The 21,990-nt window shown below is 41.7% G+C and carries 23 protein-coding genes and 1 tRNA gene (1 of these 24 only partly in view); 20 read left to right on the top strand and 4 right to left on the bottom strand.

Annotation, left to right across the window (positions count from 1 at the left end; genetic code table 11):
• Positions 1–496: 496 nt before the first annotated feature.
• Positions 497–823, bottom strand: a complete 327-nt coding sequence (locus DN752_RS07010) for a HesB/IscA family protein (RefSeq protein WP_112783284.1) — start codon at positions 821–823, stop codon at positions 497–499.
• Positions 824–1,013: 190 nt separating this feature from the next.
• On the opposite strand from DN752_RS07010, the gene mce reads away from it, so the two are divergent.
• The 3 genes from mce (at position 1,014) to thiL (ending at position 3,488) form a co-directional block, all read left to right on the top strand.
• Positions 1,014–1,430: a methylmalonyl-CoA epimerase gene (gene mce / locus DN752_RS07005; RefSeq protein ID WP_112783283.1), complete on the top strand. Its 417-nt coding sequence runs from the start codon at positions 1,014–1,016 to the stop codon at positions 1,428–1,430.
• A gap of 6 nt (positions 1,431–1,436) precedes the next feature.
• Complete coding sequence (locus DN752_RS07000; protein ID WP_112783282.1) at positions 1,437–2,231, top strand: cation transporter; 795 nt, start codon at positions 1,437–1,439, stop codon at positions 2,229–2,231.
• A gap of 213 nt (positions 2,232–2,444) precedes the next feature.
• On the top strand, positions 2,445–3,488 hold the full coding sequence (thiL, locus tag DN752_RS06995; RefSeq protein ID WP_112783281.1) for a thiamine-phosphate kinase: 1,044 nt from the start codon (positions 2,445–2,447) through the stop codon (positions 3,486–3,488).
• 71 nt (positions 3,489–3,559) lie between these two features.
• Here thiL and ruvC read toward each other — a convergent pair whose 3' ends face one another.
• Positions 3,560–4,129 (bottom strand): crossover junction endodeoxyribonuclease RuvC, encoded by a 570-nt coding sequence (gene ruvC, locus DN752_RS06990; protein ID WP_112783280.1) that lies wholly within the window; start codon positions 4,127–4,129, stop codon positions 3,560–3,562.
• Positions 4,130–4,161: 32 nt separating this feature from the next.
• Between ruvC and DN752_RS06985 the strand changes: the two genes are divergently transcribed.
• From DN752_RS06985 to DN752_RS06920, 14 genes are all read left to right on the top strand, one after another.
• Positions 4,162–5,295 carry a glycosyltransferase gene (locus DN752_RS06985; protein ID WP_112783279.1) on the top strand — a complete coding sequence of 378 codons (1,134 nt, stop codon included), beginning with the start codon at positions 4,162–4,164 and terminating at the stop codon, positions 5,293–5,295.
• Positions 5,296–5,318: 23 nt separating this feature from the next.
• Positions 5,319–5,570: a hypothetical protein gene (locus DN752_RS06980; RefSeq protein WP_112783278.1), complete on the top strand. Its 252-nt coding sequence runs from the start codon at positions 5,319–5,321 to the stop codon at positions 5,568–5,570.
• Positions 5,571–5,585: 15 nt separating this feature from the next.
• Complete coding sequence (locus DN752_RS06975; protein ID WP_112783277.1) at positions 5,586–6,797, top strand: PP2C family protein-serine/threonine phosphatase; 1,212 nt, start codon at positions 5,586–5,588, stop codon at positions 6,795–6,797.
• A 10-nt stretch (positions 6,798–6,807) separates the two neighbouring features.
• A complete protein-coding gene (locus DN752_RS06970) occupies positions 6,808–7,434 on the top strand; it encodes a polysaccharide deacetylase family protein (RefSeq protein WP_112783276.1) in 627 nt (208 codons plus the stop codon).
• A complete protein-coding gene (locus tag DN752_RS06965; protein ID WP_112783275.1) occupies positions 7,431–8,531 on the top strand; it encodes a glycosyltransferase in 1,101 nt (366 codons plus the stop codon). The genes DN752_RS06970 and DN752_RS06965 overlap by 4 nt, the downstream gene beginning before the upstream one ends.
• Complete coding sequence (locus DN752_RS06960; protein ID WP_112783274.1) at positions 8,531–9,307, top strand: TatD family hydrolase; 777 nt, start codon at positions 8,531–8,533, stop codon at positions 9,305–9,307. The genes DN752_RS06965 and DN752_RS06960 overlap by 1 nt, the downstream gene beginning before the upstream one ends.
• Positions 9,304–10,380 (top strand): asparaginase, encoded by a 1,077-nt coding sequence (locus DN752_RS06955; protein ID WP_112783273.1) that lies wholly within the window; start codon positions 9,304–9,306, stop codon positions 10,378–10,380. The genes DN752_RS06960 and DN752_RS06955 overlap by 4 nt, the downstream gene beginning before the upstream one ends.
• A 203-nt stretch (positions 10,381–10,583) precedes the next feature.
• Positions 10,584–10,671, top strand: a tRNA-Ser gene (locus tag DN752_RS06950).
• A gap of 531 nt (positions 10,672–11,202) precedes the next feature.
• On the top strand, positions 11,203–12,021 hold the full coding sequence (locus tag DN752_RS06945) for a MotA/TolQ/ExbB proton channel family protein (RefSeq protein WP_112783272.1): 819 nt from the start codon (positions 11,203–11,205) through the stop codon (positions 12,019–12,021).
• Between the two features lie 63 nt (positions 12,022–12,084).
• Positions 12,085–12,414, top strand: a complete 330-nt coding sequence (locus tag DN752_RS06940; protein ID WP_112783271.1) for a hypothetical protein — start codon at positions 12,085–12,087, stop codon at positions 12,412–12,414.
• A 6-nt stretch (positions 12,415–12,420) separates the two neighbouring features.
• A complete protein-coding gene (locus DN752_RS06935; protein ID WP_112783270.1) occupies positions 12,421–13,053 on the top strand; it encodes an ExbD/TolR family protein in 633 nt (210 codons plus the stop codon).
• Positions 13,054–13,055: 2 nt separating this feature from the next.
• Positions 13,056–13,517, top strand: a complete 462-nt coding sequence (locus DN752_RS06930; protein WP_112783269.1) for an ExbD/TolR family protein — start codon at positions 13,056–13,058, stop codon at positions 13,515–13,517.
• An 83-nt stretch (positions 13,518–13,600) separates the two neighbouring features.
• Positions 13,601–14,899 carry an MFS transporter gene (locus DN752_RS06925; protein ID WP_112783268.1) on the top strand — a complete coding sequence of 433 codons (1,299 nt, stop codon included), beginning with the start codon at positions 13,601–13,603 and terminating at the stop codon, positions 14,897–14,899.
• Between the two features lie 10 nt (positions 14,900–14,909).
• Entirely contained in the window at positions 14,910–16,421 is a 1,512-nt protein-coding gene (locus DN752_RS06920; protein ID WP_112783267.1) for an NAD(P)H-hydrate dehydratase, read from the top strand.
• A gap of 321 nt (positions 16,422–16,742) precedes the next feature.
• Here the strand turns inward: DN752_RS06920 and asnS are convergent, their stop codons facing one another.
• The gene (asnS, locus tag DN752_RS06915; protein ID WP_112783266.1) at positions 16,743–18,194 is read right to left on the bottom strand and encodes an asparagine--tRNA ligase; all 1,452 of its coding nucleotides are present in this window, start codon (positions 18,192–18,194) and stop codon (positions 16,743–16,745) included.
• A 209-nt stretch (positions 18,195–18,403) separates the two neighbouring features.
• On the opposite strand from asnS, the gene rpoN reads away from it, so the two are divergent.
• The 3 genes from rpoN to DN752_RS06900 are packed head-to-tail and all read left to right on the top strand — an operon-like array spanning position 18,404 to position 21,264.
• A complete protein-coding gene (gene rpoN / locus DN752_RS06910; RefSeq protein WP_112783265.1) occupies positions 18,404–19,855 on the top strand; it encodes an RNA polymerase factor sigma-54 in 1,452 nt (483 codons plus the stop codon).
• On the top strand, positions 19,855–20,475 hold the full coding sequence (locus tag DN752_RS06905) for a PA-phosphatase (RefSeq protein WP_112783264.1): 621 nt from the start codon (positions 19,855–19,857) through the stop codon (positions 20,473–20,475). Before rpoN ends, DN752_RS06905 begins: the two co-directional genes overlap by 1 nt.
• A 6-nt stretch (positions 20,476–20,481) precedes the next feature.
• Positions 20,482–21,264, top strand: coding sequence for an enoyl-CoA hydratase/isomerase family protein (locus tag DN752_RS06900; RefSeq protein WP_112783263.1), 783 nt, complete (start codon positions 20,482–20,484; stop codon positions 21,262–21,264).
• A 54-nt stretch (positions 21,265–21,318) separates the two neighbouring features.
• Here the strand turns inward: DN752_RS06900 and DN752_RS06895 are convergent, their stop codons facing one another.
• Positions 21,319–21,990, bottom strand: partial view of a porin family protein gene (locus DN752_RS06895; RefSeq protein WP_112783262.1) — the 3' portion only. 66 nt of this gene lie beyond the right edge of the window; only the last 672 of its 738 coding nucleotides appear in the window; the start codon falls outside the window, past its right edge; it ends in the stop codon at positions 21,319–21,321.

Here is a 21,990-nt window from a genome sequence, read left to right as displayed (position 1 = left end):
ACAATTTTCGTGTAGGCATAGTGATCATCCGTGCCGCTGGCACTTTACCCCGATTTGTGCATTGGCCTATCTATGGATCAAGCGGAAAATCTGGGGGCTGATGGAACGCTGATGACACAGATGATTATGATTTGCGCTGATTTCTTTCTTAAATTGGAATAGCCAAGTAGCATAAAAAAGCCCTGAAAGGGCGTAACATCCATAGCCATGGGCAACGCCCATGGTAAACATCAAAAATGATTTCATTGTTTTAGCAGCAATTATCTTCCTAGCGCTTATAAATTCACGCTAAAACCCATTACAGACCAATAGCGATTTATTCCAATAATCGATAGGGAAAAAATTCAAGAAAGTGTGTCGAAATTTATTCCCCCCAGAAATATTGCTTGATCCCTGTCTAGTGCACTTTCAGTCCTCACTACTTCTTGATCCATAAAAAAAGACCGGATTGTCCGGTCTTTTACTTGTAATATCAACGTCTTAATATAGCTTATGACTAAATCGAGAAGCTTTCTCCGCAGCCACAGGTTCTGGAAGCATTGGGATTGACAAACTGGAAGCCTTTTCCGTTGAGGCCGTCAGAAAATTCCAAGGTAGTGCCGGCCAGATAGAGCAGGCTTTTTCTGTCCACGACGATTTTGACACCTTGGTCCTCAAATACCTGGTCGCTATCCTTGATGCTTTCATCAAAACCCAGGTCGTACATCAATCCTGAGCAGCCACCGCCTTTGACAGAGACCCGGATATTTTCATTTTCCTTTCGGCCCTCTTCCTGTCTCAATTCTTGAATCCGCTCTTTTGCTTGGTCTGAAACGATGATCATATTGCTTAATGTTTATGTTTTTTTATGTAGATTTTACTAACTAAGCGATAAAAAGAACACAATCCAAAAAAGGGAATTTTAGTGTTCTTTGAGACTTAGTGCTGGAATTTTAATCAATTGGGAACTGTTTTAACGTAAACATACTTACCTTAAAATTAATTCCACATACAAAATTACACAAAATTCAGCCATGAGAAAAATCGAACATTTGGGAATAGCGGTAAAAGACCTGAAAAAATCCAATGAATTGTTTTCCAGGTTGTTTGGTCGGGAAGCCTATAAGGAAGAAAAAGTGGAAGGAGAGGCCGTGGTGACTTCATTTTTCCAAATGGGAGAGGTCAAGGTAGAGTTATTGGAAGCTACTTCGGATGATAGTGCTATTGCCAAATTTATCGATAAAAGGTCAGAGGGTATCCATCATGTGGCCTTTGCAGTGGATGATATTCATGCTGAAATGGAGAGGCTGCAGGAAGAAGGCTTCGAATTGCTCAATGATGTGCCAAAAAAAGGGGCAGATCACAAATTAGTTGTATTTTTGCATCCCCGAAGTACCAATGGGGTATTGGTGGAATTGTGCCAAGTTGTAAGTAATACCGAAAAACCCTGAAACTGAATGAATAAAACGATATTTGAAATTACCAAAATGGACTGTCCTTCAGAGGAAAATCTAATCCGAATGAAATTGGACGGAATTTCATGTATTGCGAATTTGGACTTTGATATTCCGAACCGAAAATTGACTGTATTTCACCGCGGAGAATCCGACCAAATCGAAAAGTCCGTTATCGAACTGAATTTAGGCGGTAAGATAATATCAACTGAACAAACCGATCAAACAGAATTTAAAGAAAATGTAAACCAAAAAAAACTACTTTGGTCTGTACTTGCAATTAATTTTGCCTTTTTCCTTATCGAAATGACAACGGGGATAATCTCAAAATCAATGGGGCTTGTTGCCGACAGTTTGGATATGCTTGCCGACAGTTTCGTTTACGGAATTAGCTTGTTTGCGGTTGGCGGAACATTAACTAAAAAAAAACGGATTGCAAAACTTGCTGGATATTTTCAAATCACACTTGCAATTATTGGATTTGTAGAAGTTTTAAGAAGATTTTTTGGAGAAGAGAAACTTCCCGATTTTTCGACAATGATTATCGTTTCGATTTTTGCCCTTATTGCGAATGGAATTTGTCTTTACATTTTGCAAAAGTCAAAGAGTAAAGAAGAGGCACATATGAAAGCGAGTATGATTTTCACCTCGAATGACGTGATTATCAATTTAGGAGTAATAATCGCTGGACTTTTGGTAAATTGGTTGAGTTCAAGTAAACCTGATTTGATTATCGGAACAGTCGTTTTTGTTTTGGTAATTCAAGGAGCGTTTAGAATATTGAAATTAAGTAAGTGAATAAAAAAGCACTGCTTACAACAATGTGTAAAAAATAATTGCGGTTTAATCGCTAAAATAAAAGTAAGTAATTATAAAAAAGATCTGTGTTTAACCGAAGGTTTACTGCGTGTAAATCCGCTACTATCCTTATTACTAGACCGATAATAGCAAAATAGTAAGATCAGCGTAAGACAAAGAGAAAAGAGATAATAGATTAGAGACTATAAGTTTATGAGCGAGAAGAGAACGGAAATAGGAGAAATAGGCGAGTTTGGGCTGATCGATCGGCTCAATGAAAAAATAAAAGTTCGCCACGAAGATACGCTAAAAGGAATCGGAGACGATGCAGCAGTGCTGGATGCCGGCGATAAGGTGAAGGTGGTGACCACCGACTTATTGCTGGAAGGAGTCCATTTTGACCTTTCGTATGCGCCTTTGCACCATTTGGGTTTTAAGGCCGTCGCGGTGAATATTTCGGACATCGCAGCGATGAACGCGATCCCAAAGCAGATCACCGTGAGCATTGCGATCAGCAACAGGTTTGCCGTGGAGGCAGTGGAAGCCTTATATGCCGGGATCAATGCCGCTGCTGAGCACTACAATATTGATGTGATCGGTGGCGATACCACTTCCAGCCGATCTGGATTGGTGATTTCGATTACAGCAATCGGCGAAGTGGAAAAAGGCAAAGAAGTGTACCGCTCAGGCGCCAAGGAGAATGATATTGTCTGTGTGACCGGTGATCTCGGGGGAGCATTGATGGGCTTGCAGGTCTTGGAGCGGGAGAAGGAAGTCTTTATGGCCAACCCCAACATGCAGCCGCAGCTGGATCAATATACCCTGGTTACGGGCAGGCAGCTAAAGCCAGATGCCAGAATGGATATCATTCATGAGTTAAGAGAGCTTGGAGTGGTGCCTACCTCCATGTTGGACGTGTCAGATGGGCTGGCCTCGGAGCTTTTTCATATCTGTAAACAATCAAAAGTAGGCGTAACCATTTACGAGGATAAGCTGCCGATCGATAAGCAGACTTACGACACGGCCGTGGAATTCAATATGGATCCAATTACCTGCGTGCTGAACGGTGGAGAAGATTATGAGTTGGTTTTTACGATTGACCAAAAGGATTTTGGCAAATTGGAAAAACATCCTGACATCCACTTCATCGGTCATGTCACCAAAGAGGAAAGCGGTAAGTTTATGGTAACCAAAAGCGAAACTGCCGTGGAACTGAAAGCCCAGGGGTGGGTGCATTTTCCGGGTGATTCCAAGTAATCAAAATGGCTAAAGTCTCAGAAAGCGGAGCTGGTTTTTTGACGAAACTAGCGCTTTCTGAGACTTTAGTTCTATTTAATTCGGCCGGGATTTTCATCCAGAAAGGCTTTCCAGCCAGCTGATCGGCCTCTGGTCTGCAGGCGTCCATCGTGAAAATGGTGGCAAAGCGCTACGGCCAAGGCGTCGGTGGCATCCAAGAGTTTGGGGACATCGATATGCAGCAGGGTTTTGAGCATCTCGGCCACTTGTTCTTTGGAAGCATTTCCATTGCCCGTGACGGATTGTTTGACTTTCTTCGGGGAATATTCAGCGATGGGGATGTCCCTGGCCAGAGCCGCCGCCATGGCCACTCCCTGAGCTCGGCCCAGTTTGAGCATGGATTGGACGTTTTGACCATAAAAAGGGGCTTCTAGGGCAACCTTGTCCGGTAAGAACTCATCGATGATGCCCGTTACCCTTTCGAAGATTTTCTTGAGCTTTAATTCGTGAGAGCCGTATTTTTTCAGATGGATCACGCCAAACTGGAGCGGTTCATACTTATTGCCTCTCACCAGTATCAAGCCATAGCCCATGACATTCGTTCCAGGATCTATTCCCAAAATGATTTGCTCTTTCACCTCCTTTTTCGCTATTTTGCTCATTAGCGCAATTTACTAGAAATCCTTCCATCGACATGAACCTTTTGCCAATTTTCTTTTTTGCTGCACTGGCAGTCTATCTGCTGGTTTTGGTATTATTGTCGTCGAAGTGGAAGCGGCCAAAGGCCACCAAAATGGCTGTGGAAGGAGGAGTGGACTATCCGGTGAGCTTATTGGTGCCTTTTCGGAATGAAAAAGAAAACCTACCCGGCTTATTACAAAACTTGGCCAATCTCAGCTACCCAAATCTCCAGGTGATCCTTATTAATGATCATAGTGAAGATGGAAGCGATACGCTGGCGAGGCAATGGATCGAAGCAGAAAAGAAAAGTAATTTTAAACTGGTCGATAGCCAAGGTGTGGGGAAAAAGGCGGCGATGGAGCATGGAGTGGTCATGGCCAATGCAAACATTATCCTTACTACTGATGCAGATTGTGCATTGCCGGCAGATTGGGTGCAGAATATGCTCAGGGCATTTGATGACCCGAAAGTACAAATGGTGGCTGGCCCAGTGGTCTCCAGTGCCAACGGAGGTGTTTTTGAGTACTTTCAACAAATAGAATGGGCGAGTATTCTTTTGATGACCAATTTCTTTTTTCGGACAAGAAAACCCATTATGTGTAGTGCGGCGAATATGGGGTACCGAAAGGAGGCATTCTATCACCTCGGCGGATACCAGGGAAACAGTGGGCAAATGTCAGGAGATGACTCGTATCTCTTGGAAAAAATGTTGAAGCGGTTTGGACATCAGTCTATTAGGTATGTGACGGCAAGCAAGGTGTTGGTGAAGACCAAGCCGTCCAGTGGTTGGCGGGTGTTTTTGAACCAGCGATCCCGCTGGGCGAGCAAGTGGAACAAGCACCAGTTTTTGGGGAATGCCATTGGAGCTGTGGCTAGTATTGGGTTTTCATTGGTCAGTATAGGTACTGTAATATTGCTTTTTGGAGGTGGGGGCTTTGTGGTGATGTTTGCGATATATTGGTTTTTGAAAATAATATTTGAGTATTTTAGCCTGAACAAAGTATTAAAGACTTATCAGGTAAAACCACCAATGACTAGTTTTGTGTTTGCCAGTTTTTGTCACCCAGTTTATGTATTAGGGGTGGCATTTGCCTCCTTTTTTGTCCCGTCCAAGTGGAGAGGAAGAAGGTCTACAGTGGGTGCTTAATTAACCAAAAACAATCATAAATAATGTCAGAAGAAGAGTTTGAGCTGATGGATGAGCTGTATTTTGTACAGCCATATAGCTACTTAAAAGAGGTGCTTGACTGGGAAGATGAAGTCCTTTTGACTACCTTGCAGGGGTTATACGAGAGGAGATTGATCAAGTGTCTGTTGGTGCCTGACCAAGAGATTTTTGATCAGGTCGAGGTCATGAAGAGTGGTACACTTTATTATTATTTGGCCACGAAGAAGGGCTTGATGGAGCACAATACATTATAAATAACAGGAAAGGTTTTGACTACTGAGACAGTAAAATACCAAAGAAAGGAACTAGAGCTGAAAGCACTCTTGGAGATCACCCAGGCGATCAATGAAAACAAGAATGAGGAGGTGTTGTTCACTATATTCAAGTTTACATGTTTGGTGCATTTGAATATCAAGGCATTGGTACTTTATGTGGCCGACCAAAATGGTTTTGAAGAGCGTGTGAAGCATGGGGTAAAGCAGAATATTCCGGCTATGATCCCTCATGGTGATGTAGATGATAACAGGGATATAGGCAAGCTCAATCTGGTTATGCCACCAGAGTATTCTTTTACAGAACTGGATATTTATGTCCCTGTGTACCATAAAGATAAAATGCTGGCCATTTTGCTGCTGAAGACCAAGGACAGTGATAAAAACCTAGACTTGGATTTTACCCAGGCATTGACCAATATCCTGGTGGTGGCTTTGGAGAATAAGCGGTTTGCCAGAAGGCAGCTGGAACAAGAGCGGCTCAAAAAGGAAGTAGAAATCGCCAGTAATGTGCAGCGGATGTTGTTTCCGGCAGAGCTTCCCGAGACAGAGCGGCTGAATGCCACTGTCACCTATTTTCCCCATAGTACCGTGGGAGGGGATTATTATGACCTTATTCGCAAATCCGAAAACGAAGTCTTTTTCTGTATTGCCGATGTGTCGGGCAAGGGGATGCCAGCAGCACTTTTGATGTCTAATTTTCAGGCAGCACTGAGGACACTGCTACGAAGTTCATCCGATCTGAAAATGATTGCGGATCAGCTGAATTACACCATATTTGAAAATACCAATGGAGAACGGTTTATTACCTTTTTTCTAGGATACTATAATTATAAGACACAGACCTTACGGTATATCAACGCAGGCCATAATCCCCCGGTGCTTTGCAGAGAGGATGAGGGAAAGAGCGAGTTGCTGGATGCAGGGACCACCATTTTGGGGGCTTTTCGCGAGCTCCCCTTTCTGGAGGTGGGAAAGAGGTATGGGCTGAGCCGGTTTACCATCCATCTTTTTACCGATGGCCTTACGGAGGTGTTCAATCAACAAGATGAGGAATATGGTGATGAGCGATTTGTGGACTTTGTAAACCGAAATCTATGTGAGGAGCCAGAACAGTTTCATAAGGAGTTTTTTAAAGAGTGGAATGTATTTGCCGATGGTGCCCCTAGAAGAGATGATATTACACTGTTGAGTATGCGGTTTAAATGAGCATAATATTATGGTCGTTCATCATGTGCCAAAAATAGTAAAATGGCTTCTCCCTAACCTTACATGGAACAGAAGCCGCAAAGAACCGGTCATTTACCTGACATTTGATGATGGGCCAGTGCCGGGAGTGACTGATTTTGTATTGGATGAATTGAAAAAGCACCAAGTGAAGGCGACCTTTTTCTGTGTGGGAGATAATGTGCGAAAGCATCCAGAATTGGCTAAAAGGATTATTTCAGAAGGTCATCAGATCGGGAACCATACTTTTAATCACCTAAAGGGTACTGCTACTGAGGATCGCCGATACTATAAGAATGTGCAAGAGTGCAGTGATGTTATTTTTGAGGTGACAGGAGATTTTCCCCGCTTTTTTCGCCCCCCATATGGCAGGATCAAAAAAAAACAAGTAGTGCAGCTTGCTGAGTACTATGAAGTGATAATGTGGGATGTCCTATCAGGTGACTATGACCGACGACAATCAGCCAAAACCTGTCTTCAAAAAACCAAGGCACATACTAAGAATGGAGCGATTGTATTGTTTCATGACCAGAAGAAGACCCAAGGAATTATCAAAGAGGTATTGCCGGAGTATTTGACCTTTATTAAGGCTAAAGGATTTGAATCGGGATTATTATGATATGGTGGTTTTCCTGTACAGTGGTATTGTTGTTGATTTTTCAAGATTGCTTATTGGTGTATTATTTTCTAAGCTCATTCAAGGAGCATGGGAGACCAGATACAGTGACTATATGGCCTGCTGTAAGCCTTCTTATCCCTTCCCGTAATGAAGAGCATACACTGCCAGCATGCCTTACTGCCTTGGAAGAACTGGATTATCCACCCCGGAAAATACAAATCATATTAGCTGATGATCAAAGCAGTGACCGTACCGGAGCGATCATTGATCAGTGGGTAAGCCAAGCCCCCAATCGAGTAAAAGTAGGGGTGGAGCCGATGTTTTCACATCTTAACGGTAAGGCCAATGCCTTGGCTCAAATGGCCCATGTGGCTACTGGAGACTTGTTGCTGTTTACAGATGCAGACTGTCAAGTCAATCCAAAGTGGGTTAGAAGAATGGTGAGTGCCTATAAACCAGTGTACGGGCTGGTGGTGGGGGTGACACACGTGAGGCGCAGGGGGCTTTTAGCCAAGATGCAAGGACAAGATTGGTGGTTGACCCTAGGAATGATAAAGGTGACTTCAGACAGGGGAAATTTACTTACTGCAGTAGGGAATAATATGCTGATCAGTAAAAAGGCTTATCATAAGGTAGGGGGATTTGAAGGGTTGTCATTTTCGGTAACCGAAGATTTTGCCATGGGCAAAGCCATCAAAGAGGCCGGGTATCGTCCGGTATTTGAGTTTGTAGAAGAGAGTCTTGTGACCACCAAAGCGGAGACAGGGGTGGCAGATTTATTAAAGCAACGCAAGCGCTGGATGAAGGGGGCTTTGAGTCTTGGGTGGTACTGGCAGGCATTATTGGCACTACAGGCACTGTTTTTTCCATTTGTGCTAAGCATAATCTTTTTTGATCCAAGCTTGGGGCTGGTTATTTGGGGGGGTAAAGTCTTTTTGCAGGTATGTTTTGTGTGGTTTCTGGCAAAAAAAGCAAGTATTTCTATTCCTGTTTGGGAATTATTTATTTTTGAAGTTTATTATCTAGTAATTTCATGGTCAACAATAGTGTATTATTTTTGGCCTTCGAAAATTAACTGGAAAGAGAGGAGATACTGATGCAATTTATTGATACCCATGCCCATATTTATTCCAAGAAGTATGACGATGACAGAGATGAGGTCATTGAAAGGTGCAAAGCAAATGGGGTGAATAAAATCTACATGCCCAATGTAGATGTGGAATCGATCGACGCCATGTTGGAGGCCGAACAGCGTTATCCGGCTGTGTGCGTACCCATGATGGGGCTTCATCCCTGTGATGTGGATAAGGATTTTGAAAAGCAATTATACGTGATGGAGGATTGGCTTTCTAAGCGTCCGTTTGTTGCTATCGGCGAGATCGGGACTGACCTGTACTGGGATAAGAGCTCTTTTGATATACAAAAGGAAGCGCTCAAGATCCAAGTGGGCTGGGCGAAAGAAAAACAAATTCCTATCGTGCTTCACTGTCGAGAATCAATCGATGAAACCATAGCCATTATCCGCGAGATGAACGATGCCCGTCTCACTGGTATTTTCCATTGCTTTACGGGTACAGTGAAGCAAGCAAAGGAAATTATAGAAATGGGTTTTTTGTTGGGGATTGGAGGAGTTTCCACTTTCAAGAACGGAGGGCTGGATAAGGTGCTGCCTGAAATTGGCCTGGATCATTTAGTGTTGGAGACAGATGGGCCTTATTTGGCGCCGGTTCCCTACAGGGGCAAAAGAAATTCACCAGAGTATATTCCGATTATTGCCGAACGGGTAGGGGACCTTACTGAATCCACCATGGATAAGGTCGCCAAAACCACGAACGTAAATGCAAATCAACTCTTTAACCGGCCTGAAGGATGAATTATAAAATCGTAAGATTAAATACAGCGGCAAAAAGTGAGATTAAGTCCTCAGTGCTGATTATTTATACGGGAGGGACATTGGGAATGGCTTATGACGAATCAGGAGCACTGGTTCCGTTTAATTTTGGCCAAATCCTAGAAAAAATACCCAATTTAGGTAACCTTAACATTGCCATTACGGTCATCTCATTTCCTGAACCGATTGACAGTTCGAATGTCAATATGCAGCATTGGGTAGATATGGCCTATATTGTTTATGAAAACTACGATACCTACGATGGTTTTGTGGTGCTTCACGGGACGGATACGATGGCTTATTCTGCCTCCATGCTGAGTTTTATGTTAAAAGGCCTGACCAAACCGGTGATTTTTACCGGAGCTCAACTTCCGATCAGTGCAATGAGATCGGATGCACGGGAAAACCTGATGACCTCATTGGAGATAGCCATTAGCAAAGCCAACGGGAAGCCTATAGTGCCTGAAGTATGTATTTTCTTTAACCATATGCTGCTACGGGGCAATCGTGCCAAAAAGATGCAGAGTGTCCACTTTGATGCGTTTGAATCAGAGAATTACCCTCCTTTGGCAGAGTCAGGGATTGTTATTGATTATAATTATGCTGCGATCAAACCCTATAAGGAAGGAGTGCAGTTAAGGTACCTCAATAAGCTGGACAAACGGGTGATGATCTTGAAGTTGTTTCCAGGGATTACAGCAGAGGTAATCGATAGCATCTTTAATATAAAAGACTTGAGGGGAGTGGTTTTGGAGACATATGGCTCAGGTAATAGCCCTACTGAGCCTTGGTTTATAGATACTATCCAGAAGGCAGTGGACAAAGGGATCATCATCCTGAACGTGTCCCAGTGCAATGGTGGCCGAGTGATCCAAGGGAGGTATGAAACAAGCAAGGAACTTAAACGACTGGGGGTGCTCAGTGGAGGGGATATTACCTCCGAAGCCGCTATATGTAAGATGATGTTTCTATTGGCCAACGAAACGGATGAAGATGAAATCAGAAGGAAATTGATTACACCTCTGGCTGGTGAGATGTCCTTAACTAGCAAATAATGACAAAATGGTTCCTGTTTTGGGTGCTTAAAATGGAAAAACATTTAGTAAAAGCAATCTTTTGATTTTCAGTAGTGTAGTGGGGTTTGGAAGGCCGTAAAAGAAAAATAGCAAATGTTAAGGGGGAAATTAAGCACTGTTTTCCTTGCAGGAACTAAATATTATATATTTATTTGTCGCCTCAATTGAGACCAAAAAAACACAGAGAGGTGTCCGAGCGGTCGAAGGAGCACGCCTGGAAAGCGTGTATACCCCTAAAGGGTATCGAGGGTTCGAATCCCTTCCTCTCTGCAACGTAAATTCTGCCTTTGGCGATGCGAAATCACAATAGGTTTTGATATCCGGTTCCAGTAAAATGGAAGGGATGAGAACCCTCGGGTTTGAAATCGACCATCGGGAGATTCACGAGAGGTGGTATAGCATGGCAAGCGGGCACGAATAGCCCCCTCCTCTATGGCGTCTTTTAAAGGTTTCAATTGACCAACGGAAGATTTATAGAATTAATATTAGGGAGGTTAGCTGAAGCCGTAAAGCTTGAAGAAAAGATATTTTGAAATCCCCTTAATTGCCCATTGTTAAAAAAGTTCTTTCTTTCCACTACTCCATCTCTTATATATTACCACTAATCATTCTTATTAAGTAAAGCTTTTTTAGTTCATAAAAAGATAGTTACCTTGTAAGAACATTTATTAAAAAGGCGAGGTGAAAAAAATTATAACATTATCCCTTGTTATTTGAATTGAAAAAATTATATCTTTAAAAGCTCAATATTAAAGTTAGAAACCGTTTAACCTTTATTTAAAGTCTATTAAAAACTAAATTATGAAAAAGTTAATCGCTTTGTTCATGCTTACCGGAATGCTTATTTCTCCGGTTATTACAAAAGCACAAGACGCCTCAGAAGAAGCTTCTGCAGGAGACACTACTGAAATGATGGAGGAAGCAGCAGCTCCGGCTCCTGACCCTGCTCCTGTAGTTACAGATGATGAAGTTGTAGTTGAAGAACAGCCATTTCACCAAATAATCAAAGACAAGTTCATCGAAGGTGATCCTACTTTCATGACTCCTGTATTGATCTGTTTGATTTTGGGTCTTGCAGTAGCATTGGAAAGAATCATTACCCTGAACCTTGCTACTACCAACACTAAAAAGCTTCTTGCTAAAGTAGAAGATGCACTTGATCAAGGTGGTATCGAAGCTGCTAAGGACGTGACTAAGAGCACAAAAGGTCCAGTAGCCTCCATCTTTACCCAAGGCTTGATGAGATACTCAGAAGGTATCGAAATGGTAGAGAAATCAATCATTGCCTATGGTTCTGTTGAAATGGGCCGTTTGGAAAAAGGATTGGTATGGATCTCCCTATTTATCTCCCTTGCACCAATGCTTGGTTTCATGGGTACGGTAATTGGTATGATCGGTGCATTTGACTCTATTGAGGCAGCCGGTGATATCTCCCCATCCCTTGTAGCAGGTGGTATTAAAATCGCCCTTTTGACCACTGTTGCTGGTTTGATCGTTGCGATTATCCTTCAGCTTTTCTATAACTATTGTGTAGCGAAGATCGATTCTTTGGTAAACGATATGGAGGATGCTTCCATTACTTTGGTTGATATCCTTGTGAAGCACAAGCTGACTAAGTAATAGGTCGCCAGTTGCTTTAAAAAATTGATTAATTAAATACAACCAACCAAAGAACTTAACAATATGGATTCTTACGATATAATGTTATATGTAGGATATCTTTTGATTGGCTTGGGCGCTCTAGCAGCAATTCTAATGCCTTTGGTTAAATCAATTGATAATCCTAAAAGTTTGCTTAAGATAGGTGTTGGTGTGATCGGTGTGGCCGTACTGTTCTTCCTTGCTTACTCTCTAGCAAGTGATGAAGTGGCTCCGAAATATGCCGTGGCACCTTTTAATATCACCGAATCAAGCTCTAAGGCTGTAGGTGGTATATTATTCACTACCTATGCATTGTTCGCCCTAGCGCTTGTCGGTATTGTAGCGACAGAACTTAATAAACTTATAAAGTAATTTAGTATGCCAAGAAAGAAAAGCCGAATGAGTCAGGAGGTAAATGCAGGATCCATGGCGGATATCGCCTTCTTGCTACTTATCTTCTTTCTTGTAACTACGACAATTGCTTCTGACAAAGGTATTACCAACGTACTACCGCCAAAGCTTGATCCTAATCAACCACCACCAGAAGTTGATAAAAATGAGCGAAATATCTTTAAGATATTGATCAACTCAAATGACCAACTCTTGGTAGAGGATGATTTCAGGGACAACTCAGATGGTCTGGATCAGGAAGTCAAAGAATTTGTGATGAACTTCGGTGAGCCGGATCAGGAGAATATTGATTTGTTCAATAGCTTGCCACCCGTTCTTAAAGGGCAGGCAAATAGAGATCCTGAATCTTCCGACCATCCAAATGAGGCAGTAGTGTCCATTAAGACAAATCGTGGTACAAGTTATGACCTCTACTTGGAGGTACTTGACAAAGTGAAGAAAGCGTATTATGAAATCTATGCCGAAAGAGTAGGCCTTACAGCAGATGAATACAGGGCACTGTCCAGTAGAACTGCTGCTGAAAAAGAGCTTATGGATAGAGGTAAGGAAAATATTCCTATGGCGATTTCAATTGCAGAACCAGATAAAGGAGGAGAATAATTATGGCAAAGTTTAAGAAAAAAACCAAGACCGAAGAAAATATCCCGACTTCTGCATTGCCAGATATCATCTTTATGCTCTTATTCTTCTTCATGGTAACGACCGTTTTGAGAGAGCAAGAGCTTTTAGTAGAGCAAAAGTTGCCACAGGCATCGCAGCTTCAGAAGCTTGAGAAAAAATCGTTGATTTCTTATTTGTTTATAGGAAAACCCAAAAATCCCAGTGTCTATGGTACAGAGCCTAGGATACAAGCTAATGATGCATTGATCACTACCAATGATATTGTCCTTTGGGTAAACCAAGAAAAGGATAAATTATCAGAAGCTGAGAGAGATCAAATTTATGTATCTTTAAAAGCTGATAGGGACGTGAAAATGGGACCTATAGGTGATATTCAGTCAGAACTGAGAGAAGCTGATGCCAGGAAAATCCTGTATGCTTCTGTAGGGAAAGTTGATCAATAAGATTAATAAAAATATTGATTAGTGAAAAAAAGCTATCCGCAAAAGCGGATAGCTTTTTTTGGTTTTAAACAGCATTGTATACGATGGTACCAAATAAAAAGAAGGTCCAATTTGCATGGGCGATGTATGATTGGGCAAACTCTGTATATAGCTTGGTCATTACTTCAACTATCTTTCCGGTTTATTTTAATAATGCCACTTCTTCGCAAGAAATGGGAGATGTAGTTACATTTTTTGGAGTTGAGATAGTGAATACGGTACTGTATTCATGGTCCATTTCTTTTTCGTTTTTGGTTATAGCTTTTTTGTCTCCGCTTCTGTCGGGTATGGCTGATTCGGGCGGTAGGAAGTTATTGTTTATGAAAATATTTGCCATTTTAGGGGCGTCATCATGCATGGGGTTATTTTTTTTCGATGGAAGCAACTTAGAGCTTGGTATTATTTTTAGTGTTTTGGCAAGTGTTGGCTATGCAGGAAGTATTGTTTTTTACAATGCCTTCCTTCCGGAGATCAGTACTTTTGAAGAGTATGATATTTTGAGTGCCCGTGGTTTTGCGCTTGGGTATATAGGGAGTGTTATTCTTCTGGTCATTAATTTAGTGATGATTCAGCAACCTTCATGGTTTATGTTAGAAGATGGGAGTTCTGCTGCCAGGTGGTCATTTTTGATCACCGGTATTTGGTGGCTAGGTTTTGCATCGATTCCATTTAAGTACTTGCCTAAGCATACCAAAAGTAATCTTACGGAACAGTCACTTTTTTGGTCTGGATATAAGGGGATTCGTAAAGTTTTTGGGCTTGTATCCAAACGGACAGAACTTAAGCAGTTCTTGTTGGCTTTTCTTTTTTATAGTATGGGAGTACAAACGGTCATGTATATGGCTGCTTCTTTTGGAGATAAAGAGTTGAATTTGGCAGGAGATAAGTTGATTGTAACTATCTTGATCATCCAGGTAGTGGCGATAGCGGGAAGTTATTTGTTTGGTTGGTTAGCTAAGACCAGGGGGAATAAACTTTCCTTGATGAGTATGGTTTTTATTTGGGTAGGGATTTGCCTATCAGCCTATTTTGTGACTACCGAAGTTGAATTTTATGGCCTGGCATTTGTAGTGGGTTTGGTGATGGGAGGTATTCAGGCTATTTCCAGGTCATCTTATTCCAAATTAATACCAGAAGGAAGTCAGGATAATGCCTCATATTTTAGTTTTTATGATGTTACTGAAAAGATAGCTATTGTGTTTGGAACATTTTCGTATGGTTTTATTGAGAAATATACCGGAAGTATGAGGGATAGCTCGCTAGTTCTTGGTATTTTTTTTATTATTGGTATGTTGTTCCTGTTTAGGGTGACCTTTCCCGAATATAAATTAGTGAAAGCTTAATAAAAATAAGATGCTAGAAATAATCTCCGGATCGTCAGTCAAAAAGCTCGATGCAGATTTTATTGCGGATAGGGGGATTTCCTCTCACCGTCTAATGGAAAATGCCGCACAGGCATTTTGTGGATGGTTTGAAAAGAAGTATCATCGAAATGACAAGGTGGGGATTTTTTGTGGTCATGGTAATAATGGAGGTGATGGATTGGCAATTGGTAGGTTGCTGTGGAGAAAAGGTTACGATATCATCGTTTTTTTGGTTGGTGACTTTGATCGTGCTTCAGCAGACTGTAGGCTAAACCGAGAGCTATTGCCTGATAAATTGCCCGCTATTACCATGAATGATGAGGATATTAAGCACATGGAGTTTGATCTTAATGTTGTGATCGATGCCGTGTTGGGGATAGGTGTAAACAGACCCTTGGAAGGAAATATTCTTCATATGATCACCAAGCTCAATGGGCTTTCTGAAGTAAGTAAGGTTGCCGTGGATATTCCTACTGGATTACCTTCCGATGAATGCCTGAAAGGTGAGGCTTTTCGGGCAGATGTTACGGTAAGTTTTCAGTTTCCAAAGTTTTCCCTCATGTTTCCAGAGCATGCTGCTTTCGTAGGTAAATTACATGTGGTGAATATAGGCATTGACCGTAATTTTTTAAGTCAGTTTTCAGAAAACAAATTCTATTTGCAAAAGAAGGATGTTGTAGATAGGCATATTAGTTTTAGTAGGTTTTCGCATAAAGGAGATTTTGGAAGGGTGCTGTTAGCTGGAGGAAGTTACGGGTCAATGGGTGCAATCAAAATGTCAGCTGAGGCGGCTTTACGTACAGGGAGTGGTTTGGCTGCCTGTTTAGTTCCTCAATGTGGAGTGAATATCATTCAAATTGCCTTGCCGGAAGCACAAGTTCTTTCTGCTGAATCAGAAAATAACCTGGGTAAGTCTTATCCACAGGATTCACTAAAACGGTTTGATGCAATAGGGGTAGGCCCTGGTATGGGAACCAATTCGGATGCGGTATCATTTTTAAAAGATTTTTTTACCCGGTATCACGGACCAAAGGTGATTGATGCGGACGCCATCAACATATTGGCCAAGGAAAAAGAGCTGTTGAATGAATTGGACGAGAATTGTGTTTTAACACCACATTTAAAAGAATTTGAACGATTGGTAGGGGCTTGCACCAATCATAAGGAGCGTTTGTCCAAATCGATGGTTTTTTCTAAAAAATACCGCTGTATAGTCGTTCTTAAAGGTGCTCATACGTGCATTTCTTTTCCAGATGGCAGGCAATTTTTCAACTCTACAGGAAACAAACATATGGCAACAGGTGGGGCGGGGGATGTTCTTACTGGGATGATCACTTCTTTTTTGGGGCAAGGGTATTCTGTAGAGAACGCCACTTTGTGTGGAGTCTACCAGCACGGCCTGGCTGGAGAAATCGCTTCAGTTTACAAAAAAAGAGGGACGATTGCCACTGACATTGTCAGAGCTATTCCTAAAAGTTACTTGGTACTTAAGATTGACTGATTGTAATATAGGCTAAAGAGGATCAATATTAAACCCGGAATATGCATTAGCCTATCTGTTGCGACCTTAAACTGCTTCAAAACCAGCCGTTTCACTTTAGTTTTTGGCATAACCGTAGCGGTGCTACGCTAATGCCTCCAAACTAACTGATTTTCTTGCAATTTCAGCTCTCACTACGATTCCTAACGCATAATCCGGGTTAAATCTACTCTTCCGAGTGAGGTGTTTTATTATCCGGGATAGAATAAAATCAATAAAGCCTGAAGTGGAGTGTCTTCAGGCTTTATTGATTTTATTCGCTATACACAGGATTGATTTGGGTTAAAACTCTGCGTTTCCAGGAGTCCTTGGGAAGGCAATTACATCTCGGATATTACCCATTCCAGTGACAAATTGCACCATTCTTTCAAAACCAAGACCAAAACCAGAATGAGGTGTGGCGCCAAATCTCCTGGTGTCCAAGTACCAGTAAAGTTCTTCCTGACTTATGCCCATTTCATCCATTCTGCCAGTGAGTTTTTCCATGTTTTCTTCTCGCTGTGAGCCGCCAACGATCTCACCAATGCCAGGGAATAGAATGTCCATGGCTGCGACCGTTTTTCCATCATCATTTTGCTTCATGTAAAAAGCCTTGATGTCTTTAGGATAGTCGGTAAGGATAACGGGCTTTTTGAAGTGCTTTTCTACCAAGAATCGCTCATGTTCAGATTGGAGGTCAGTGCCCCACTCTTCAATGAGGTAATTGAATTTTTTCTTTTTATTTGGCTTGGAATTTCTGAGAATATCAATGGCTTCAGTGTATGTGACACGCTCAAAAGCATGCTCGGCCACAAACCTAAGGCGATCCAGTAGGCCAAGGTCAGTTCGTTCATTGACAGGTTTTTTGGCATTTTCCTCGGCAGCTCTTTTATCAAGGAACTCTAAGTCAGCTTTGCAGTGCTCCATGGCATAAGTAATGATGGACTTCAGGAAGTCTTCTGCCAGGTCTTGGTTATCTTCAGCGTCATAAAAGGCCATTTCGGGTTCGATCATCCAAAATTCAGCCAAGTGGCGGGTCGTATTGGAATTTTCTGCACGGAATGTAGGCCCGAAAGTGTAGATCTCAGCCAGCGCCATGGCCGCCAATTCACCTTCCAGTTGACCAGATACCGTAAGGTTGGTTTCCCTTTCAAAGAAATCCTTGGAATAGTCAATGGCCCCGTTATCAGTAAGTGGAGTTTTTTTGAGATCCAATGTCGTTACTTTAAACGTCTCGCCTGCTCCTTCAGCATCTGATGCTGTGATGATAGGTGTATGGATGTAAAAAAAACCTTTTTTATTAAAGTAGTGATGTACCGCAAAGGCCAAGGCATGTCGTACACGAAAAACTGCTCCAAATGTATTGGTTCGCATCCTAAGATGGGCAATATCCCTAAGAAACTCCATGGAGTGTTTTTTGGGTTGAAGAGGGTATTTTTCCGGATCAGCTTCTCCAAGTACTTCTATGTTTTCAGCGATCACTTCAGAGTCTTGTCCGGACCCTTGTGAGGCTACCACTTCTCCCGAAACTTTTATACAGGCGCCAGTAGAGATCCGCTTAAGGATGTCTTCATTGATGATATTAGGGTCAGCAACAACCTGATAATTACTTATGGTGGATCCGTCGTTTACGGCAATAAAAGAGACGTTTTTATTGCCTCTTTTAGTGCGCACCCAGCCCATGATGGTGATTTTTTCACCTATTTTGTTGCTTTCAAGCAATAATTTTATCTTTGATCGTTTGTTGAATGCCATAGGAATCGAAGGTTTGAAACATTAAATCTTAGTTTTCAAGATTTAAAGCTAATCAATGTTTTAAAATGGAATGCAAAAAAACGATATAATCACCTTTTTGTCAAAATTTTGCTGTAATTTCCTAAATTTGAATATGTGAATTGGGTTTATTAACGGAGCCCGGCTAGACTCAAGTTTTTATCTTAAAGGAACGATTGTAGAAGCGATATATGCAAAAATTAAATTTAAATCAGGTGCTTTCCCAAAAGCTGAGTCCCCAACAGATTCAGTTCATCAAATTGCTGCAAGTGCCTACAGCCGAATTGGAAGCGAGAGTGGAAGAAGAGTTGGAAATAAATCCGGCACTGGAAGAAGGTAAAGAGGAGACGGATGACAGGCAGGAAGAGGTGTTGCCAGATAACTACGAAGAAGAAAGTAAGGAGGATAAAGATATCAACTTGGATGATTATCTATCGGATGATTATGGAGGTTATAAGATGCAGGGGGATGGAAACTATTCGCCAGATGAGGAAGAGCGGGAAATGCCCCTATCTAGTGGTACGTCCTTGCACGAGCAGTTGCTTTCCCAGCTTAGTTTTTTGAGGTTGGATGGCCATCAGAAACTGATCGGTAAACAATTGATTGGTAGTATTGAAAGTGATGGTTATATCCGGCGTGATTTAGAGGCTATAATTAATGACCTCGCCTTTAGCCAAAATGTGGAGACTGATTTGGACGAGGTTGAGGAAGTGCTCAGGAAGATACAGAACTTTGATCCAGCAGGAATTGCTGCGAGAAGTCTGCAGGAGTGCCTGATTATCCAACTCGAACGAAAAGAGCACCAAGAAGATGAAGTGGTACAAAAAGCAATCAAGGTGGTGAATGATTGCTTTGACGAATTTACCAAGAAGCATTACGATAAAATCTTGAAGAAGTGTAATCTGAATGAACATGACCTCAAAGAAGTTATCCAGATGATTACCCGGCTTAACCCCAAACCGGGAGGAGGTTCTGATGGCTTGATGCGGACACAGTATATTATTCCTGATTTCCTGCTTAATATGGTCAACGGAAAACCTGAGATCACATTAAATTCCCGAAATGCACCAGAACTTCGGGTTAGTAGATCATATTCAGAGATGTTCGAGGCCTATGATAAGAGCGATAAGAAAGATAAGAAGCTAAAGGATACGGTTAGTTTTGTGAAGCAAAAACTAGACGCAGCCAAGTGGTTTATTGATGCCATCAAACAGCGACAACAGACGCTGCTAAAGACCATGCATGCGATTTTGGAATACCAAGAGGAGTTTTTTGAAGAAGGTGACGAGACTAAGCTTAGACCAATGATCCTAAAGGATATTGCTGAACGGATCGATATGGATATTTCTACAGTCTCCAGGGTGGCCAATAGTAAGGCTATTCAAACCGAGTTTGGGGTGTTTCCACTTAAATACTTTTTCTCAGAGGGGATTTCCACAGAAGGAGGAGAGGATGTAAGTAACCGAGAGGTGAAAAGCGTACTCCAAAAACTGGTGGACAATGAAGATAAACGAAAACCGCTTTCAGATGATAAACTCGTAAAACTATTAAATGAAAAAAGTTATAATATTGCCCGTAGGACAGTAGCAAAATATAGAGAACAGCTACAAATTCCGGTGGCCAGACTAAGAAAAGAACTATAGTGTACCGAAAGATAGCACTTATCCTTTCTGTTTTGTTTCAGCCATTGGTAGTGCCTACTATGGTGTTTGCCTTGGTCTTGTACCTGATTCCTGATGCCACGCATGTTCCTGATGAAATAAAGGGCTCCATGTTGCTGATGGTAGTGGTGACTACATGGCTTATCCCGATGCTCAGCGTATTTGGCTTACGGTACATGAGCGCTATTCCTAGTATCCATATGGCGGGTAAAAAAGATCGCTTTGTGCCTTTTGTCATGGTGAGCGTTTTCTATGTAATGGTAACGTATTTCTTTTATGCCCGGCTCAACTACGACGAGTTGATTGTCTACAGTCTCATAGCCATTACAGGGACCATTATCCTGTTGACCTTGGTGACTTTTTTTTGGAAAATCAGTGCACATTTGACAGGACTATCGGGTTTACTGGCTATTACGATCGTGATGAGCTGGAAGTATCCTTCCAGCCAGTTGCTATATCCCATGATCTTTACGGTAATGCTTTGCGGTATTGTCGGATCGTGCAGGCTGTATTTAAATGCCCATAGACCGGGAGAGTTAATTGCTGGTTTTTGTTTGGGATTTGCTACTTGCTTTATCTCGTTTTATTACTTTCTATTGTGATTTGGTATGGAGTTTAAACACATCAATTACACCTTACAGGAGTATTGGGTGGAAATTGTTATTAACCGACCCGAAGTGTATAACGCTTTGAACCTTGAGGTACTGAAGGAATTGTTTGCTGCTTTTGAGAAAGCAGGTAAGAGTAGTGAAATACGATGTGTTGTGTTGACAGGAATGGGGGCTGCATTTTGTAGCGGACAGGACTTAAAGGCCGTAGGGCAGGATTTGGAAGCCATTCCATTTAGGGAAATAATTAGAGATTATTATAATCCACTTATTTTGAAGATGCAGGCTCTTCAGAAGCCCATTATTTGTAAGTTAAATGGATTGGCTGCAGGGGCGGGGTGTTCCCTGGCCTTGGCAAGTGATGTAATCGTTGCGTCCAAAGAAGCATATCTTCCCGAAATTTTTGCCCATATTGGATTAGTGATGGATGCTGGTGGTAATTACTTTTTGCCAAAGAGGATTGGGTATCCACTTGCATTTGAATTGGCAACTACCGGTAGAAAAGTGTATGCCGAAGAGGCTGAAAAGATAGGATTGGTCAATAAAGCTGTAGAACATGACCAGTTGGATGCCGCAATAAGTCAATATGTGGAGATTTATGTGAATGCATCTGCCCATGCAGTAGGCTTGATTAAAGAGATGCTCCACGAATCTGCGGGGATGTCGCTGCAAGAAGTGTTGGATATGGAAATGGTCTATCAGCATAAAGCGGGCAAGCATCAGGATTTTATAGAAGGAATCACCGCATTTATTGAAAAAAGAAAACCAAGGTTCAACTCATAAAAAAAAGTCCTCAATCAAAATTGAGGACTTTTTTTATGAGTTTGAGGTGTGTGCTTAGAACAGCGCTACAGACATTCCAAAGTTGAATTGCTTTGTCTCTGTTTCGAAAGGTCCTTGGCCAGTTTTAAAGACTTCATTTAGCCCGTAATAAGCCCATAGGTTAAATCCTCCGAGACCTACTCTCGTGTATACCCCATAGCGGAATTTGTTTAGTCCAAGATCTCCAGATGTTTTTACTTTTTGGGTCAATCCATCGGCATCTGTATATTTCACCTTAGTATGTGCTTCATATAGCATTCCTACTTTTCCTCCCAATGCTATCCTGAAACCTTGCTGGTAATCACTCCTATTAAAGTGATAACGCAATTCGATAGGGACATCAATGTAGTTTAGTGCTGTTGTGTTTTTCTCAATAGAGATGCCTTCTCCATAGACGTCGTCTACATCTACCAACATACTGGAGTTTGTTCCTTTGTCGGGATCATTGACTAACATCATGTCATTCTTAAAAGCAAGTTTGTCCAAGCCAAACCCTATACCGGGGTTCAAGGTGAAGCCAGACTTTTCTCCTAAATTGATAGGACGCTGAAAATAGATGTTAACAGTCTTTGAAGGGAAAAAACGTGAGTTCATTTCCTCCGGTCTATTATTTAGCATATTAAAGCCAAAATCCAGAAACAAGTCTCCTTTAAGATCTGGTCGGCCTTTTAAAGGATTGGTTATATC

It is taken from the genome of Echinicola strongylocentroti (assembly GCF_003260975.1).
Taxonomy (GTDB): Bacteria; Bacteroidota; Bacteroidia; order Cytophagales; family Cyclobacteriaceae; genus Echinicola; species Echinicola strongylocentroti.
The sequence above is the reverse complement of the archived record's forward strand: the minus strand, read 5'-3'. Positions and strand labels throughout refer to the sequence as shown.